Source organism: Acinetobacter sp. YH12046, assembly GCF_013419905.1.
Lineage (GTDB): Bacteria > Pseudomonadota > Gammaproteobacteria > Pseudomonadales > Moraxellaceae > Acinetobacter.
Window position 1 is genome coordinate 54,910 of the sequence record NZ_VOZF01000006.1, and the last position, 14,713, is coordinate 69,622.

General features: G+C 43.5%; 15 protein-coding genes. 5 read left to right on the forward strand and 10 right to left on the reverse strand.

Annotated elements, in window-relative coordinates; translation table 11 throughout:
- Window position 1: 1 nt before the first annotated feature.
- Together FTU03_RS05975 and FTU03_RS05980 are read right to left on the reverse strand one after the other, a co-directional pair.
- Window positions 2-1,816, reverse strand: coding sequence for a tetratricopeptide repeat protein (locus FTU03_RS05975; protein ID WP_179992383.1), 1,815 nt, complete (start codon window positions 1,814-1,816; stop codon window positions 2-4).
- Window positions 1,817-1,918: 102 nt separating this feature from the next.
- Window positions 1,919-2,689 (reverse strand): ThiF family adenylyltransferase, encoded by a 771-nt coding sequence (locus FTU03_RS05980; protein WP_004782076.1) that lies wholly within the window; start codon window positions 2,687-2,689, stop codon window positions 1,919-1,921.
- 198 nt (window positions 2,690-2,887) lie between these two features.
- Between FTU03_RS05980 and FTU03_RS05985 the strand changes: the two genes are divergently transcribed.
- Window positions 2,888-3,136, forward strand: coding sequence for a hypothetical protein (locus tag FTU03_RS05985; protein ID WP_179992384.1), 249 nt, complete (start codon window positions 2,888-2,890; stop codon window positions 3,134-3,136).
- A gap of 35 nt (window positions 3,137-3,171) precedes the next feature.
- On the opposite strand, the gene orn is transcribed toward FTU03_RS05985, so the two are convergent.
- Entirely contained in the window at window positions 3,172-3,726 is a 555-nt protein-coding gene (orn, locus tag FTU03_RS05990; protein ID WP_004782074.1) for an oligoribonuclease, read from the reverse strand.
- A 124-nt stretch (window positions 3,727-3,850) separates the two neighbouring features.
- Between orn and rsgA the strand changes: the two genes are divergently transcribed.
- From rsgA to secB, 4 genes are all read left to right on the forward strand, one after another.
- Window positions 3,851-4,909 (forward strand): ribosome small subunit-dependent GTPase A, encoded by a 1,059-nt coding sequence (gene rsgA / locus FTU03_RS05995; RefSeq protein ID WP_179992385.1) that lies wholly within the window; start codon window positions 3,851-3,853, stop codon window positions 4,907-4,909.
- 93 nt (window positions 4,910-5,002) lie between these two features.
- Window positions 5,003-5,410 carry a rhodanese-like domain-containing protein gene (locus FTU03_RS06000; protein ID WP_005232169.1) on the forward strand — a complete coding sequence of 136 codons (408 nt, stop codon included), beginning with the start codon at window positions 5,003-5,005 and terminating at the stop codon, window positions 5,408-5,410.
- 21 nt (window positions 5,411-5,431) lie between these two features.
- Window positions 5,432-5,686, forward strand: a complete 255-nt coding sequence (grxC, locus tag FTU03_RS06005; protein WP_004782071.1) for a glutaredoxin 3 — start codon at window positions 5,432-5,434, stop codon at window positions 5,684-5,686.
- 35 nt (window positions 5,687-5,721) lie between these two features.
- Entirely contained in the window at window positions 5,722-6,180 is a 459-nt protein-coding gene (gene secB, locus FTU03_RS06010) for a protein-export chaperone SecB (RefSeq protein WP_004782070.1), read from the forward strand.
- 51 nt (window positions 6,181-6,231) lie between these two features.
- Here the strand turns inward: secB and FTU03_RS06015 are convergent, their stop codons facing one another.
- From FTU03_RS06015 to FTU03_RS06045, 7 genes are all read right to left on the reverse strand, one after another.
- Entirely contained in the window at window positions 6,232-6,630 is a 399-nt protein-coding gene (locus tag FTU03_RS06015; protein ID WP_179992386.1) for a cytochrome b562, read from the reverse strand.
- A 189-nt stretch (window positions 6,631-6,819) separates the two neighbouring features.
- Entirely contained in the window at window positions 6,820-7,626 is an 807-nt protein-coding gene (locus FTU03_RS06020) for an enoyl-ACP reductase (protein WP_179992387.1), read from the reverse strand.
- A gap of 128 nt (window positions 7,627-7,754) precedes the next feature.
- A complete protein-coding gene (locus FTU03_RS06025; protein WP_179992398.1) occupies window positions 7,755-8,576 on the reverse strand; it encodes a TatD family hydrolase in 822 nt (273 codons plus the stop codon).
- On the reverse strand, window positions 8,573-9,535 hold the full coding sequence (locus tag FTU03_RS06030) for an RsiV family protein (RefSeq protein ID WP_179992388.1): 963 nt from the start codon (window positions 9,533-9,535) through the stop codon (window positions 8,573-8,575). The genes FTU03_RS06025 and FTU03_RS06030 overlap by 4 nt, the downstream gene beginning before the upstream one ends.
- Window positions 9,536-9,584: 49 nt before the next feature.
- On the reverse strand, window positions 9,585-10,412 hold the full coding sequence (locus tag FTU03_RS06035; protein WP_179992389.1) for a hypothetical protein: 828 nt from the start codon (window positions 10,410-10,412) through the stop codon (window positions 9,585-9,587).
- Between the two features lie 95 nt (window positions 10,413-10,507).
- Window positions 10,508-12,100, reverse strand: coding sequence for a peptide chain release factor 3 (locus FTU03_RS06040; protein WP_034703223.1), 1,593 nt, complete (start codon window positions 12,098-12,100; stop codon window positions 10,508-10,510).
- Between the two features lie 287 nt (window positions 12,101-12,387).
- The gene (locus FTU03_RS06045) at window positions 12,388-14,445 is read right to left on the reverse strand and encodes an EAL domain-containing protein (protein ID WP_179992390.1); all 2,058 of its coding nucleotides are present in this window, start codon (window positions 14,443-14,445) and stop codon (window positions 12,388-12,390) included.
- Between the last annotated feature and the right edge of the window lie 268 nt (window positions 14,446-14,713).

The window sequence follows — 14,713 nt, forward strand, 5'->3', positions numbered from 1 at the left end:
TTTACATATGCAGATAAGCATTTACATTGTTGAGCTGTTCAATAGAAGGCTCATATCCTAACAGACTGCCTTTTTCTAGCCATTGACGGGCAATTGCAATATCACGTTCTACACCAATGCCTTTGGTATATAAGCGCCCCAGATGACTATAAGCATCAGCATTCACCTGCGCAGCCGCTTTACGATAGCACTGGATTGCCTGATCCAAATTGGCTTCAATGCCAATTCCTTGTTCCAAAGCCTCACCTAAAGCATTTAGTGCGAGACCATTATGCTGGCTCGCAGCCTGTTCCAGATATTTCAGTCCTAAAGCCGTATCCTGCTCCACCTTTTTGCCCTTTAAATACATTAAGCCTAATTCGGTCTGGGCTTGTGCATTGCCCAATTGAGCTGCCTGATGCAGATAACGTTTGGCCTGTTCCTCATTCACTTCAAAGACTGGATAAAAACCAGAATATGCTTGATACAGATACCAGGCAGCCTTACTTGATCCTTTCGCCACCGCCTGATTCAAATATTGAATTGCCTTTTCTCGGGTCGGCAGCGGATATTCAGGCAAGCCATAAAAACGTCCCACTATATAAATCAGATCAGCTTCAGACTGTGCTGCAAGTTGCTCTTGCTGTGCAACTTCCTGAATCATTTGGGTAGCTTTAGTCGTATCCTTGGCTACCCCCACTCCGTTTAAATAGCAGAGTGCCAGGCCCATCTGACTAAAGCGATGATCAGGATCGCTTTGCAAGGCATGTTGATAGAGTTCAAATGCTTTCTGCGGTTCATGTGCGACCAGATAGGATTCAAAATATAGTGCGGCAATCAGACTCAAGGCCTGTGGATGCTGGGTTTGTGCTGCTTCAGACCAGTAGCGAAATGCCATGGTTTCATTTTTTTGTACATACCAGCCATGAAAATAAGCCAGACCGATCAGGGTTTTGGCCTGTGCATCTTTATGTTCTTTGGACTGCTGTAATAGATGCTTAAACACCCGTTGACGTTGATCAGGATCAATAGTACCGAGTAACACGCCGGCATAGTAATCATATAAACCACTCTGATCACCGAGATGAATACAGCGTTTAATGAAACTCAAAGCCTGCTGTTGATCTTTGGGCAAGATTTTGCCATTTGCATAGGCTTCGGCAATATCCTGATTGGCCGCCAAGTGGTCCTGCTGTGCTGCCAGAAACAGATAGTGAATACCCAGACTTAAATCTTGCGCTGCACCATCTGCCAAATAATATTGGGCTAACTGATACTGTGAATTGGCATGTCCCTGCTCGGCATTTTGAATTAACAGTTGCAGACGTTGCTGTTCTGCAGTGTCATGATCAGATTCAGCCAGCTCAGTGATGCGATACTGCGCATCCAGATGACCGCGCGCGACCGCATGCCGATACCAGTACAAGGCTTTTTCAGGATCATTTAATTGGTATTGATGACCATCATAGATCTGGCCTAAATGATAGGCTGCATCCTCACCACCTAAACTATAAGCTTTTTCAAGAAAGCTAATGGCTTTTTCTGTGCTCTGCTCACGACCCTGTCCGTTTAAATGCATTAGAGCCATGCCCACATAAGCCTGTGGCAATTCTTGCTGCTGGGCTAACCCCTGATAAATTTGATAGGCACGTTCATAATCCGGATGATGCGGATCCGTACTTAGACGGGTTGCATACTTCAATTGAGCATCAATCTGCTCAATCCATAGATCATGATGCACGGCTTTGGCCTGATCACGTTTCACCGGATCAGGACGTTTCCACATCCAGATTGCTAAAGCCCCAATCCCCAAAACCAGCACTAGCAAAAACCACATAGCTGCTCCAAAACCAAAAGATTGTTTTTGTTATATGTTTAAAAATTCATTTTAAACTTAGCATAAAAAAAAGCACAGATCGTGTGCTTTTTTTTGACTCAATCAGGCTTTAAGTCTTTTACTATCGAGCTTTTTCAATACTTCCGATACCGCAACCATGGCGAAGCTAGATGTCACTACCACTGCAGACCCATAACCACCACAGCGTAAGCCTGCGCTTGCACAAACATCTGCACTCGAGAATGGGTTATCGATAGAGTAGACACAAGTGATGCCAAATTTTTCTTTTGGTTTTTTACAGATGCCTTTAGCACGTAATTGCGCACGTAATTTTGCCAGCATTGGATCCTGTTCGGTTCTGGATAAATCGGCAACACGGATTTTTAAGGGATCCAGTTTACCGCCTGCTCCACCGGATACAATCAATGGAACCTTGTTAAAACGGCAATGCAGCATCAAGGCAAATTTCGCTTTGACGTCATCGATACAGTCCAGAATGATGTCAGGATTTCCTGACAGAATTTCTTTCACATTTTCTGGCGTCAGATAATCGTCAATCAGATTGATCTTGATGCGTGGATTAATCGAACGGCAGCGTTCTGCCATGATTTCGATTTTTTCACATCCTAGTGTCGCCGTCATAGCTGGTAACTGACGGTTAATATTCGATGCTGCGACCACATCCATATCGACCAGTGTGAGCTCACCAATCCCGGTACGTGCCAATGCTTCGACTGCCCATGAACCAACACCGCCAATTCCGATCACCATCACGTGACTGTTTTCATAATGATGAAAGCTATCGTCACCATAAATTTTGGCTACACCCGCAAAACGGCGGTCATACTCATCATCTTGAAGCAGATCAGTCATAGGTCATCAATAGCAAGAAAAACACCAGAGCATTTTAGCAAAATCATGGACACTTTACTGCCACTAAAATCCAGATACAAAATCAGTTAAAAAAGCATTCTTGTGCCATCGCTAAAACACGTAAAATTGATCAAATTACCATCATAATAATCTTCAAAATATTTCAATTATTATTGTCCTAAAGGGAGCCAGATCAGCATGCTATTTAACGCCCTTTTTGCCCTGCTGGTTTTGCTGTTCCTGCTCTATCTTTACGGTTTAACCTTTAAAAAGCAGAAAAATTATTATCTCAGTATCATGATCCGTATCCTGACTTTAGGATTATTTGCTTTGATTATCTTGGATCAATATGAAACCCGGACCCATCTTGCTCTGGTGCTTCTGACCTGGGTACTGTTTGAAAGCAGTGAAAACTTTTATCACAAGAAACTTTCTGCCAAGCAATAAAAAAGAAGCTTTCGCCTCTTTTTTATTTGCTCGGATTATTTATTCATAATGAAGAAATATTCACGATAATATTTCAGTTCAGCAATCGAATCACGGATATCATCCATCGCTAGATGCGAAGCATTTTTCTTCAGACCACTCATGATTTCAGGGCGCCAGCGTTTTGCCAGCTCTTTTACTGAAGATACGTCTAGATTACGGTAATGGAAATACTGTTCCAGTTCAGGCATTAAACGGTGCAGAAAGCGACGGTCCTGACAGATCGAGTTACCACACATCGGCGATACTTTTGGATTGACCCATTTTTTCAGGAATTCAATCGTTTCACGTTCTGCATCCTGAGCAGTCAATTTACTGCGGCGTACACGCTCAATCAGGCCAGACTGACCATGCTGGCGAGTATTCCACTCGTCCATCGCATTCAGGATACGGTCAGATTGATGCACAGCTAGCACGGGCCCTTCGGCAAGAATATTTAGGTTATCGTCCGTTACAATCGTGGCAACTTCAATAATCTGGTCATTATCTGTATCCAGACCTGTCATTTCCAGGTCAATCCAAATCAGGCGGCTATCCGGGGTGCTGCTCATAAATGTGCAATCTTATTAGGCTATAAAACATTTATAGTAGCAAATTTATTACGTCGATGCTGTAACTGACACCCCGCTTCATGCTATTTTTGCCATCTCGCTCCCATGGTTTTTTAGGATTTGAATGGCTTTAATACGTAAACGTCGTTTAACTGAACAACAACAACGTCGTATTCAAAAACAGCACAAAACGCGTCAGGAAGAGATCGATACCTCTCAAGACCTGGAAGGACTGGTTGTGCAGCATTATGGCCGCCAGCTTGAAGTCCAGGCCTTGTCTGTACCTGAACAGCATCCTGAAAAACCGGTCGTGGCTGAAGGTGAACCTGAGCCATTCTGGAAGCCGATTGAACTAGGGAGTGTCTGGCGCTGCCATACCCGAACTAACCTGGAATTGCTGGTAACAGGTGACCGGGTCAAATGGCAGGCTGATCCCAATACCGGACTCGGCATTATTACAGCGATTCATCCGCGCACTTCTTTGCTGACCCGTCCTGACCGTTACCACAAGGTTAAACCGGTTGCCGCCAATATTTCCCTGATTGTGATTGTGTTCGCGCCATTGCCTGAACCAGCACCGGGTTTGATTGACCGTTATCTGGTGGCTTGTGCAGATGCAGAGATTCCAGCACTTTTAGTTCTGAATAAATCCGATTTGCTCAAGGAAAATGATCCGATTCTGGATTTGCTTAAAGAATATAAAGATTTGGGTTATGAAGTGATGCAAACCCAGTCCGATGGCGATCTGACAGAACTATCCGCTCGTCTGAATGAGGAAACTGTAGCGTTTGTCGGTCAGTCTGGTGTAGGTAAAAGTACGCTGATTAATGCGATCGTCCCGGATGCTGCACAGAAAACTAATGTCATTTCTGAAAACTCGGCACTGGGTCAGCATACGACGACCTCCACACGTCTGATTTCCTTTGGCGATGGCGCTGCTCTCATCGACTCACCAGGGATTCGTGAATTTGGTCTCTGGCATCTGACCTTGGATAAAGTCCAAAGTGGTTTTCCGGAAATTGAAAACTTGCTCGGTCACTGCCAGTTCCGTAACTGCACACATAAGCATGAAAAGCAGTGTGCCTTACGTCAGGCAGCATCAACAGGGGAAATTTTGCCGCGCCGACTGGAAAGCTATTTACGTTTAATCGGCGAAATTAACGAAGCGCAGCAAAAAAATTAATTTTCTTAAGGCTTAGCCCTTGAAGCGGTGATTTTGATCACCATATTTATGAGCTATACTCTTGGCAATTTTAAAATTGTAATTAGGTGAATTGTGGAACGTTGGTTCGAGTTTATGGGGAATCACCCCTTCTTGTTTGGAACACTCGCGGTACTCGTGGTTGTCTTCTTCATCATCGAAGGTCAACGTAATGGTCGCAAAATCTCTCCGCAATCGCTGGGAATTTTAGTTAAAGCAAAAAATGCCATGCTGATTGATTTACGTGATGCCAAAGACTTCCGTGAAGGTCACATCAGTGGTAGCCGTAACATTCCATATAGCCAAATTACAAAACACGTTGATGAGTTAAAAGCATCTGATCGCCCGTTGGTGTTCATTTGTAATCTTGGGCAAGTTGCAGGTTCTGCGCTTCAACAGGTAGGTCATGCAGATGCCTACCGTCTGGATGGCGGCATTACAAACTGGAAAGCTCAAGGTTTACCTTTGGTGAAAAGCAAATAATCTGCGAACAGGAGATTGATCATGGCTGAAGTTACTATCTATTCGACGACAGTATGTCCGTATTGTATCCGTGCAAAACAGCTCCTTGAGCGCAAAGGTGTTGCATTCAAAGAAATTAATTTATCGAATGAAGCCCCTGAAGTGCGTCTTGAATTGATGCAACGCACCAATCATCGTACCGTGCCACAGATTTTTATTAATGAACAATTTATCGGCGGTTTTGATCAACTTTATGCCCTAGAGCGTGAAGGCAAACTAGACGAATTATTGGCTTAATTTACTAAAACCTACCTCATATCAAGGATTAAAGAATGAGTGAAGAACAACAAGCTCAACCACAATTGGCATTAGAGCGTATTTACACTAAAGATATTTCTTTTGAAGTTCCTGGGGCACAAGTTTTTACCAAGCAATGGCAACCTGAGTTAAACATCAACCTTTCTTCTTCTGCAGAAAAAATTGATCCGACTCATTTTGAAGTGGCTTTAAAAGTTGTGGTTCAAGCAACCAATGAAGGTGATACAGCGTTTATCGTTGACGTGACTCAAGCAGGGATTTTCCTGATTGATGGCGTGGAAGAAGAGCGTCTGCCATACATTCTTGGTGCTTACTGCCCGAACATTCTGTTCCCGTTCCTTCGTGAAGCGGTGAATGATATGGTCACTAAAGGTAGCTTCCCGCAATTGCTGCTTACTCCAATCAACTTCGATGCTGAATTTGAAGCGAACATGCAACGTGCGCAAGCTGCTGCTGTTGAAGGTCAAGCTTAATCACTTGATCTTGAAGTTAAAAAAGACCGCAATTGCGGTCTTTTTTATGGCTTATTTAAAGGCTTGATGCCCCTGCTTTTTAATCTGATCCATTTTCTCTGTCAATGTTTGTGCTTTGGCTAGCTGATTGGCTGCAACAAGTTGCTCAGCTTGTTTAATCTCTTTCAATAAGTCAGTTAACAATCCCTGATAAGCCGTAACTTTTGCATCTTTGGATTTTAGCTTTTGTAGACCTGAGGGTAAATTTTTCTGGCAGACTTCCACAGATTTTTGCATGCCTTGCAATGCTGCCCGCGCCTCTTTGCTATCCTTGGCAGATTTGAAATTTTTTAAATGATGGTCAAGTTCATGCATATTGTCATGATAGTGATTGTCTGCTGCCATGCCCGACGTGGTGATCCCCACAGTTCCCATCACAAAAATCATGCTGATTAAAAAATTTTTAAACATCCTTAATTGTCCTGTATTGTTTTTATATTAAGCATCTTAGTGGGAAAGTCCTGAAAGATAAATTATTTTGATCCAAATTCTTGTATCCCTTGTCATCAGACTTACATCATTAACAATTAGAGTTAAAAATAAAAAACCCTCAAAAACTTGAGGGTTTTTCTCTGCTGAGAATTAATCTTTTAAAGCGACTTATTCTGCATCCAGCATCAGTTCAGCACTCATACCTACTGTGTTATAACCCGCATCGACATACATGATTTCACCAGTAATCCCATTCGCCCATGGTGAGCACAGGAACAATGCTGCATTACCGACATCTTCAATGGTCACATTGCGTTTTAGTGGAGCCACTTTTTCATTTAGGTCCAGCATTTTACGGAACGATTTAATACCAGACGCTGCTAATGTACGGATTGGGCCGGCTGAGATCGCATTGACACGAATACCTTCTGCGCCCAAGCTAGATGCCAGGTAACGTACACCTGCCTCTAAAGAAGCTTTCGCCAGACCCATCACATTGTAGTTTGGCATCACACGCTCAGAACCTTGATAAGTCAGCGTTAACAGGCAGCCTTGACGTGCAGCCAGTAATGGCTTCGCAGCGCGTGCCATCGCGATAAAGCTGTAAGCACTGATGTCATGGGCAATCTTAAAGCCTTCGCGATCCGTCACGTCAGTGAAATCACCATCTAAAGTATGTGCTGGTGCGAAACCGATTGAATGTACGACGCCATCCAGACCATCCCAGTGTTTTGCCAGTTCTGCAAATGCATTGTCAATTTCAGCATCTATGGCCACATCACAAGGAAAAACCAATTCCGAACCGAATTGTGCAGCAAAATCATCTACACGTTTTTTCAGCTTTTCATTTGGATAAGTAAAAGCGAGTTCTGCACCTTCACGATGTAATGCCTGAGCAATACCAAAAGCAATTGATAATTTACTTGCAATACCTGCGATCAAGAAGCGCTTACCCGCCAATAGTCCTTGTGCCATGTGAATCTCACTCAAAATAATTTATATGCATGATGCCAAGTCTAAAGCATTTTAGAAATTGCATAATGCACCTTTTTTCACTGGATCATACATTGAAATACGCTTTCCGACCGATGTAGGGTTTTATCTTAGATCGCCAGATGTAAAGCCTGATGGGTGTTTTTCCAGAGCTGCTGTGCCAGTTCATCCTGATCCATATGCAGACTCTTGGCCAAGCCTTGCAAAACATAAGGCAGATTGGCAGGCGTATTGCGAGTCCGCTGTTCTGTCGAATGCTGGCAACATAAGGGCGTCATGTCCGGACAATCGGTTTCAAGTACCAGATGTTCCGGTCCTACCTGCTGTACCACCTGATGCAGTTTTTTGGCATTCGGATTGGTAATTTGCCCTGTTATTCCAAGCTTAAAGCCCAGTTTAATAAAGGCTTTCGCCTCTTCAATCCCGCCACCAAAGGCATGGGCAATACCACCTTGCTTAAACCGATGCTGTTTTAGAATCTGTAAAACATCGGCATGGGATTTACGGATATGCAGTAACACAGGTTTATCAAACTGCTGCGCCAGTTCCAGCTGTGCAGCAAAAAAATCCTTCTGTTTCTGAAAAAGTTCCGGCTGTTTATGCCGCTTATCAAAAGTATCCAAGCCAATTTCACCAATCGCAATACAAGGCTCTGTGTTTAATAACTGCTCCAGATCCTGTAAATGCTTAGGTTGATGCTGCTCAATATAGAATGGATGCAGGCCGGGTGCCAGATGGCTTTGTGGTGCATTGGCCAACTCATTAATAAAATGATGCGTCTGCAATAAATCCTTAAACCGGCTCTGTAAAAAACCAATTAAGACCAGATGCTCCACCCCTGCTGCTTTGGATGCATAAGCCAGCTGTTCCCGATCATGATCAAAATTGGGAACATCAAAATGGGTATGGGTATCAAATAACGAAACCATCAGCGTGCTTTGGCAGGAGTTGCAGGCTGGGCTTCTGAAGCAGCGTTCTCTGTTTGAGGCAGATATTCAGGTTTCAAAATGCCATTCAACTGTTCATAAGGAATGACCAGACGTGGCAAACCGACCACATAAGGTCCAATCTCATATTCGGCATATTGCAGTGCCAATCCCTGTTTAGACAGATAGAAATTATCCGTCAGTTTGAATTTCCAGGCCTGTTCATATTCGGCTACATCATTGGCCAGTTTAGATTCCATCACCCAGGTTTTAAAAGCCTCATAAGCTTTGGCTTCGAGCTGAGCCTTTTGTTTAGGCAGAATGATATCGTCCAGCTTAATCAGCTTTTTCTGCTCAAGATCAAAATTGTAGTAGGTTTGAGCAGAAGCGCCATGCGCACCACCCAGATAATGGGTACTGTTTAAGACCACAGTCGCGAGTGGATCACCAGACTGCAGAATTCTCGGTTTGATCATCAGGCTGATACTATGGCTGGCACTGAGTGCTTTCAACTCCTTATCCAGATTCAGGAAAGTCTGCATATGCGGCTGAATCTGCTGTTCAAGCTGCTGTTTCGGAGTTTGGACATTGGCTAATGCAGTTTGCGGTTCGGAAGCAGCGGCTTCAGCTTCACTGGCAGCCGATGCTTTCGCCGGTTCGATCGCATCAATAGACAAAATACCCTGTAGCTGCTGCAGAATCTGCTGATCTATCCATTCATCAATAAATGGCTGATTGCTTTTCAATCGCTCAATAGAAATCTCAGGACAGTTTTTTCCTTCACATTCAGGCAAGGCCAGTTTCAGCTTCTCAGTATCACCACTCAGCTTCAGCACTTCAGGCTGAGCCTGTACCACTTCAGGTGCAGCAGGTTCTTTCGGCTCTCTTTCCTTAGGCTGGCAGGCACTCAGCAAAACTGCTGATGCCAATACTGACAGACATAAAACATTCTTATAATTTGACATGCATTAACCTTTATTCAACATCATCATTTATCCTTGCAGGACCTACCTGTTAGAACATATTCTGATAAATATCCACTTTCAAGACTTGTTGTGTTTGTTCTTTGGTTAAATAGATGTCCAGTTGTTTGGCATCTTTGCTAATTTCCTGACTCCGATAATGTAGACCAATTCCTTCCTGATCAAAGAACCAGTCCGCCTGCCCCCAATACAGTTTTTTTGGAGCTTTCTGCTGGACTTCCGCATTATTGTCCTTTAACCATTTTTGGTAAGCCTGCTGCACAATTTGGTCCATCTGCAACTGCTGTTCAGGATTGATAATATCCAGAGGACTGAGTATTTTTTGCTGCACACGATCAGCCACAAAGAAATAATAGCGTTCATTGACACGGATATTTTCCTGAGTGCTGTCTACCCCAATTTGCATTAACACAAATTGATTACGCTGATAAGGAATACGGGTATAAAGAGATAATTCGTAGGCCTTATTCAGTTTGAGCTGGGCTTGCCAGGCATCGGATTTTTTTACATAGGCATTAACCGCCTGCTGCAGGCTCATATCCTGCTTTAGGCCAATTTGATCCTGAATCACTTTCGCCTGCTGCTTTTCAATAGACTGGTTTAGCCAGGCATCGGCTGTCTTTAAGGTCTGAATATCCAGATTAATACAGTTTTTGGTCTCACAAAATGGCAAGGCAATATCGGCCGATTTCTCCTGAATATTCAGGTAAGGCAAAAATTTGGCTTTTTCTTCAGGGGTGACTGCTGCAGATTTTTTTTGTTCTGTCGCTGGCTGTTTTTTTTCATTTTTATCACATGCTCCAAGTAACAAACTACAGCCAATGACTGAACCGAGCAGGATTTCCTTACTAAACTTCATGATTTTTTAGAGATATAAGTAATGAGTGGTTTAAATGTAGCACAAAATAAAACAGCTTCCGGAGAAGCTGTTTAACATTTTCCAAGCCTGAAGGCTTAGTGTTCGCGTGTATTACGGAATACGATATCTGGATAACGTTCTTGCATCAGCTGTAAATTCACCCGGCTTGGTGCAAGATAAGTCAAGTGACCACCACCATCTACAGATAACTGGTCATGGGCTTTTTTCTTGAATTCGTTAAATTTTTTCTCATCTTCACAAGATACCCAACGTACTGTATTGATGCTCACTGGCTCATAAATACAGTCCACCTTGTACTCTTCTTTCAGACGATACGCTACCACCTCGAACTGCAACACACCCACAGCACCGACAATCAGGTCATTGCTGTTTTGTGGCATAAAGACCTGAGTTGCACCTTCTTCAGACAGCTCTTTCAGACCTTTTTGCAGCTGTTTTGACTTCAATGGATCTTTCAGACGGACACGGCGGAACATTTCCGGTGCAAAGTGCGGAATACCAGTAAATTGCAGTTTTTCACCTGAAGTGAAGGTATCACCGATCTGGATGGTACCGTGGTTATGCAGACCAATAATATCGCCCGGCCATGCTTCTTCCAGATGCTGACGGTCACCGGCCAGGAAGGTCAAGGCATCACTAATGCGGATATCTTTATCGATACGCACATGCTTCATTTTCATGCCTTTTTCATACTTACCTGAACAGATTCGCATGAAAGCAATACGGTCACGGTGTTTCGGGTCCATATTGGCCTGAATCTTGAAGATAAAGCCTGTGAAACCTTCTTCATCCGCCTCTACTTTACGGTCTTGAGTTGGATGCGCTTTTGGAGGTGGTGCATATTCGCTAAATGTATCCAGAACATGGTCGACACCGAAGTTACCCAAAGCAGTACCGAACAGCACTGGAGTTTGACGGCCTGCCAGGAATTCTTCACGATCTAATGGCTCATTCGCCATTTGTACCAGTTCCAACGATTCTTCAAATGCCGCCCAAGCCAGCTCTCCGACTTTTTCACGTAAGTCTGCATGATCATAGCCATCACGAACTTCGATATCAGTAATCACTGAACCAAAACCGGCTTTATAGACATAGAACTTTTCTTCGAGCAGGTTATAGACACCTGCAAAGTCACGTCCTGTACCGAGTGGCCAGGTAATCGGCACACATTTAATTTTCAGGACATTTTCAATTTCATCCAGCAGCTCTAAAGGCTCACGGATTTCACGGTCCATTTTGTTGACGAAAGAAATGATGGGGGTGTCACGCATACGACACACTTCCATCAATTTAATGGTACGTTCCTCGACACCTTTTGCACCGTCAATCACCATCAGCGCTGAGTCTACCGCAGTGAGGGTACGGTAAGTATCTTCCGAGAAATCTTCATGTCCCGGGGTATCGAGCAGGTTAATCATCTTGTCCTTGAACGGGAACTGCATGACGGACGTGGTGATCGAAATCCCACGCTCTTTTTCCATTTCCATCCAGTCAGAAGTGGCTGCACGATCCGATTTACGGCTTTTCACCATACCTGCAACCTGAATGGCCTGACCCCATAACAGCAGTTTTTCTGTCATGGTGGTTTTACCGGCATCGGGGTGGGAAATAATGGCGAATGTACGTCGCTGAGCGACCTGTGCCGCTAACTCATCTTTAAAACTCATGGAAAATACCTACTGCAGAACCGCAGTGCTCAAGATCAAATACGATCAATATGAAAAATTGACGATATTGTAGCAGATTTCTAGAGCCAATAAGCAGCCCTATAAACTGGAGAAATCGTAGTTTCCTATTCTCTTTTCAGGTTAAACTGATATTTTTTTGGCTCGTCTATTTAGCAGATTTAATTTACTACTCAACCTAGAAATTATAAATCAATAATCACATAAATTTTATAATTTACAATTGATTAGCTTAATCATAAAAATTTCTAAATAGTGATTTACTGAGTTCAAGAAACCAAGGCCCTAGCTTCAAGTTGCTCGACATCCATCGGTTTACCCAGCAGATAGCCCTGCATCTGCTGACAGCCCAAACGGGTCAAAATTTCCGCTTGCTGTACAGTTTCAATGCCTTCAGCTGTCACTTTTAAACCGAGTTTAATGGCCAGCTGGATAATACTTTCCAGAATCATTTCTTCCTTGGAACCTGCACTCAGACCCTGAATAAATTCCTTGTCAATTTTCAGCTCATCGACAGGTAGGTTTTTTAAATACAGAAAGCTGGAATGTCCGGTACCAAAATCATCAATCGCCAGCTGGATGCCCATCTGACGCAACTGCTGCAAAGTCCGGATACTCGAGTCAATATGATGCATGGCAGTCGATTCAGTAATCTCAATCATCAAATGTTGAGGATCAATTTTATATTGACTGAGTAGCTGCTCCAGCGTACTGATCAGATGCTTATGCTCAAACTGAACCGCAGATAAATTGACACCGATCGGGAAAAAATCAGCATAATCAGCTTCCCAGAGCTGAATCTGTTTACAGGCCTGCTCCAAAGCCCAGTAGCCCATCGGAATAATCAGACCGGTTTTTTCTGCCCCCGGAATAAACATATTTGGACCCAGCAAACCATGCAATGGGTGCTTCCAGCGGATTAGCGCTTCTACACCACAGATCTGCTCATCATGGGTAAATTTTGGCTGATAAACCAAGATAAATTGCTGTTCTTCTACTGCCTTATACAGATCATTGATCAGTTTGCTCTGGCTCTTGCTTTCATGCTGATCAGTCGAGAAATTAAAAACCGAATAGGTATTTCGTCCCTGATACTTGGAAGTCAACATGGCGGCATCTGCATTGATCAGCAGATCTTGCAGATTCTGACCATGCTTCGGATACATCGCGATCCCGATACTGCCCGAAATATTGATAGTCTTGCCACTGATCTGGAAACTTTCCTGAATTAGTTCCAGAATCCTTTCCGATATTTTCGAGGCCTGCTCTACTGAAGTATTTTCCAGCACCAGCAGAAATTCATCGCCACCGATGCGCAGCAGTTTGGAATCATCTCCCAGAATTTGATGAATACGATAAGCCAGCTGAATCAGTAGCTGATCCCCAACGTGATGGCCAAACACATCATTCACGGCTTTAAAACGGTCTAGGTCAATGTATAAAAAAGCGATTTCATGCTGGGCATCTTGCTGCCGGCCAGAAAATAGCAATTGTGCATATTTGACCAGATATAAACGGTTTGGCAGTTTGGTGAGATTATCCTGAATCGCCTGATTCGCCAGTTCTTTATTGGCCAGCATCAGCTGACGGTTACGTGATTCAAAGCGTAACTCCAGCATGGCTACGCCAAATGCAGTCACCAGTACCAGACAACTAATCAGGATGACTGAAAATAGCAAGTCATAGTGGGAATGACTGATCTGGCTCAGTGGGTGGACATCTTCATAAAAACCAAGTGCCGCCATACCCGTATAATGCATCCCGACAATGGTCAACGTGAGCATACTCGCGACCACGAGCTTCATCCGGATTGTACTTTGCACTGCCTGTCGATATTTGAAGGCCACCCAAAAACTGAGTCCCGCTCCACTCGTTGCAATCAGGATCGAACAAATCATTAATAAAGGATGATAGGCAGTCACATGATTTTTAACATTCAGGCCCAGCATGCCCACATAGTGCATTCCTGACATGCCCAGCCCCATCAGAACAGCACCTAGAATCAAGCGGGCACAAGGCAAGGTTTTACGGGTAGTGAGCCAGATGGCAAAGGTTGCTCCCACAAAGCCAATCACATAAGAACTTAATGTGAGTGCAGTATCGATATCATAAGCATCAGGAAAATGAGCTGCCGTCATGCCGACATAATGCATTCCCCAGATCGCCAGTCCCAGCAAGCCACCGCTGAACAGTAAAATAAGGGTTTTCAACCTTAGCGACACATTACGAAATAGCATCTGCTCAAGCGTAAGCGTCAAATAGCAGGCAATAAATGCCACAGCCATCGATCCAATGAGCAGACTGACATCATGATGAGCATGAATCATATAAAATGTTCCATCTGGGCGATCATTTTTATTTTATTGCACAGCTGTATTCGCACGATTCCCCGCTAAATTTACGCCCTATAAAAAATAAAATACTCTTTTCAGAGTTCATCCCGACTGCTTCAAACTTGAAGCCATATACAAAATTTATTGCAATATTTTTATCTCTTCAGTAGCTGGAGTGGAGTTTAAAATTGCCCTGAATCGATAAAATAAAAAATTAAGCTTATATATTAGAAGTCTTTGAGATTTTATCAATTGATTAAAT

What these genes read in the sequence shown, in the direction of transcription:
- grxC (WP_004782071.1), top strand. Translation starts at nt 5,432, where the DNA reads ATGGCTGAAGTTACTATCTATTCGACGACAGTATGTCCGTATTGTATC.
- FTU03_RS05975 (WP_179992383.1), bottom strand. Translation starts at nt 1,816, where the DNA reads ATGTGGTTTTTGCTAGTGCTGGTTTTGGGGATTGGGGCTTTAGCAATC.
- FTU03_RS06020 (WP_179992387.1), bottom strand. Translation starts at nt 7,626, where the DNA reads ATGGCACAAGGACTATTGGCGGGTAAGCGCTTCTTGATCGCAGGTATT.
- FTU03_RS06030 (WP_179992388.1), bottom strand. Translation starts at nt 9,535, where the DNA reads ATGTCAAATTATAAGAATGTTTTATGTCTGTCAGTATTGGCATCAGCA.
- orn (WP_004782074.1), bottom strand. Translation starts at nt 3,726, where the DNA reads ATGAGCAGCACCCCGGATAGCCGCCTGATTTGGATTGACCTGGAAATG.
- FTU03_RS06040 (WP_034703223.1), bottom strand. Translation starts at nt 12,100, where the DNA reads ATGAGTTTTAAAGATGAGTTAGCGGCACAGGTCGCTCAGCGACGTACA.
- FTU03_RS05980 (WP_004782076.1), bottom strand. Translation starts at nt 2,689, where the DNA reads ATGACTGATCTGCTTCAAGATGATGAGTATGACCGCCGTTTTGCGGGT.
- FTU03_RS06015 (WP_179992386.1), bottom strand. Translation starts at nt 6,630, where the DNA reads ATGTTTAAAAATTTTTTAATCAGCATGATTTTTGTGATGGGAACTGTG.
- FTU03_RS06045 (WP_179992390.1), bottom strand. Translation starts at nt 14,445, where the DNA reads ATGATTCATGCTCATCATGATGTCAGTCTGCTCATTGGATCGATGGCT.
- rsgA (WP_179992385.1), top strand. Translation starts at nt 3,851, where the DNA reads ATGGCTTTAATACGTAAACGTCGTTTAACTGAACAACAACAACGTCGT.
- secB (WP_004782070.1), top strand. Translation starts at nt 5,722, where the DNA reads ATGAGTGAAGAACAACAAGCTCAACCACAATTGGCATTAGAGCGTATT.
- FTU03_RS06035 (WP_179992389.1), bottom strand. Translation starts at nt 10,412, where the DNA reads ATGAAGTTTAGTAAGGAAATCCTGCTCGGTTCAGTCATTGGCTGTAGT.
- FTU03_RS05985 (WP_179992384.1), top strand. Translation starts at nt 2,888, where the DNA reads ATGCTATTTAACGCCCTTTTTGCCCTGCTGGTTTTGCTGTTCCTGCTC.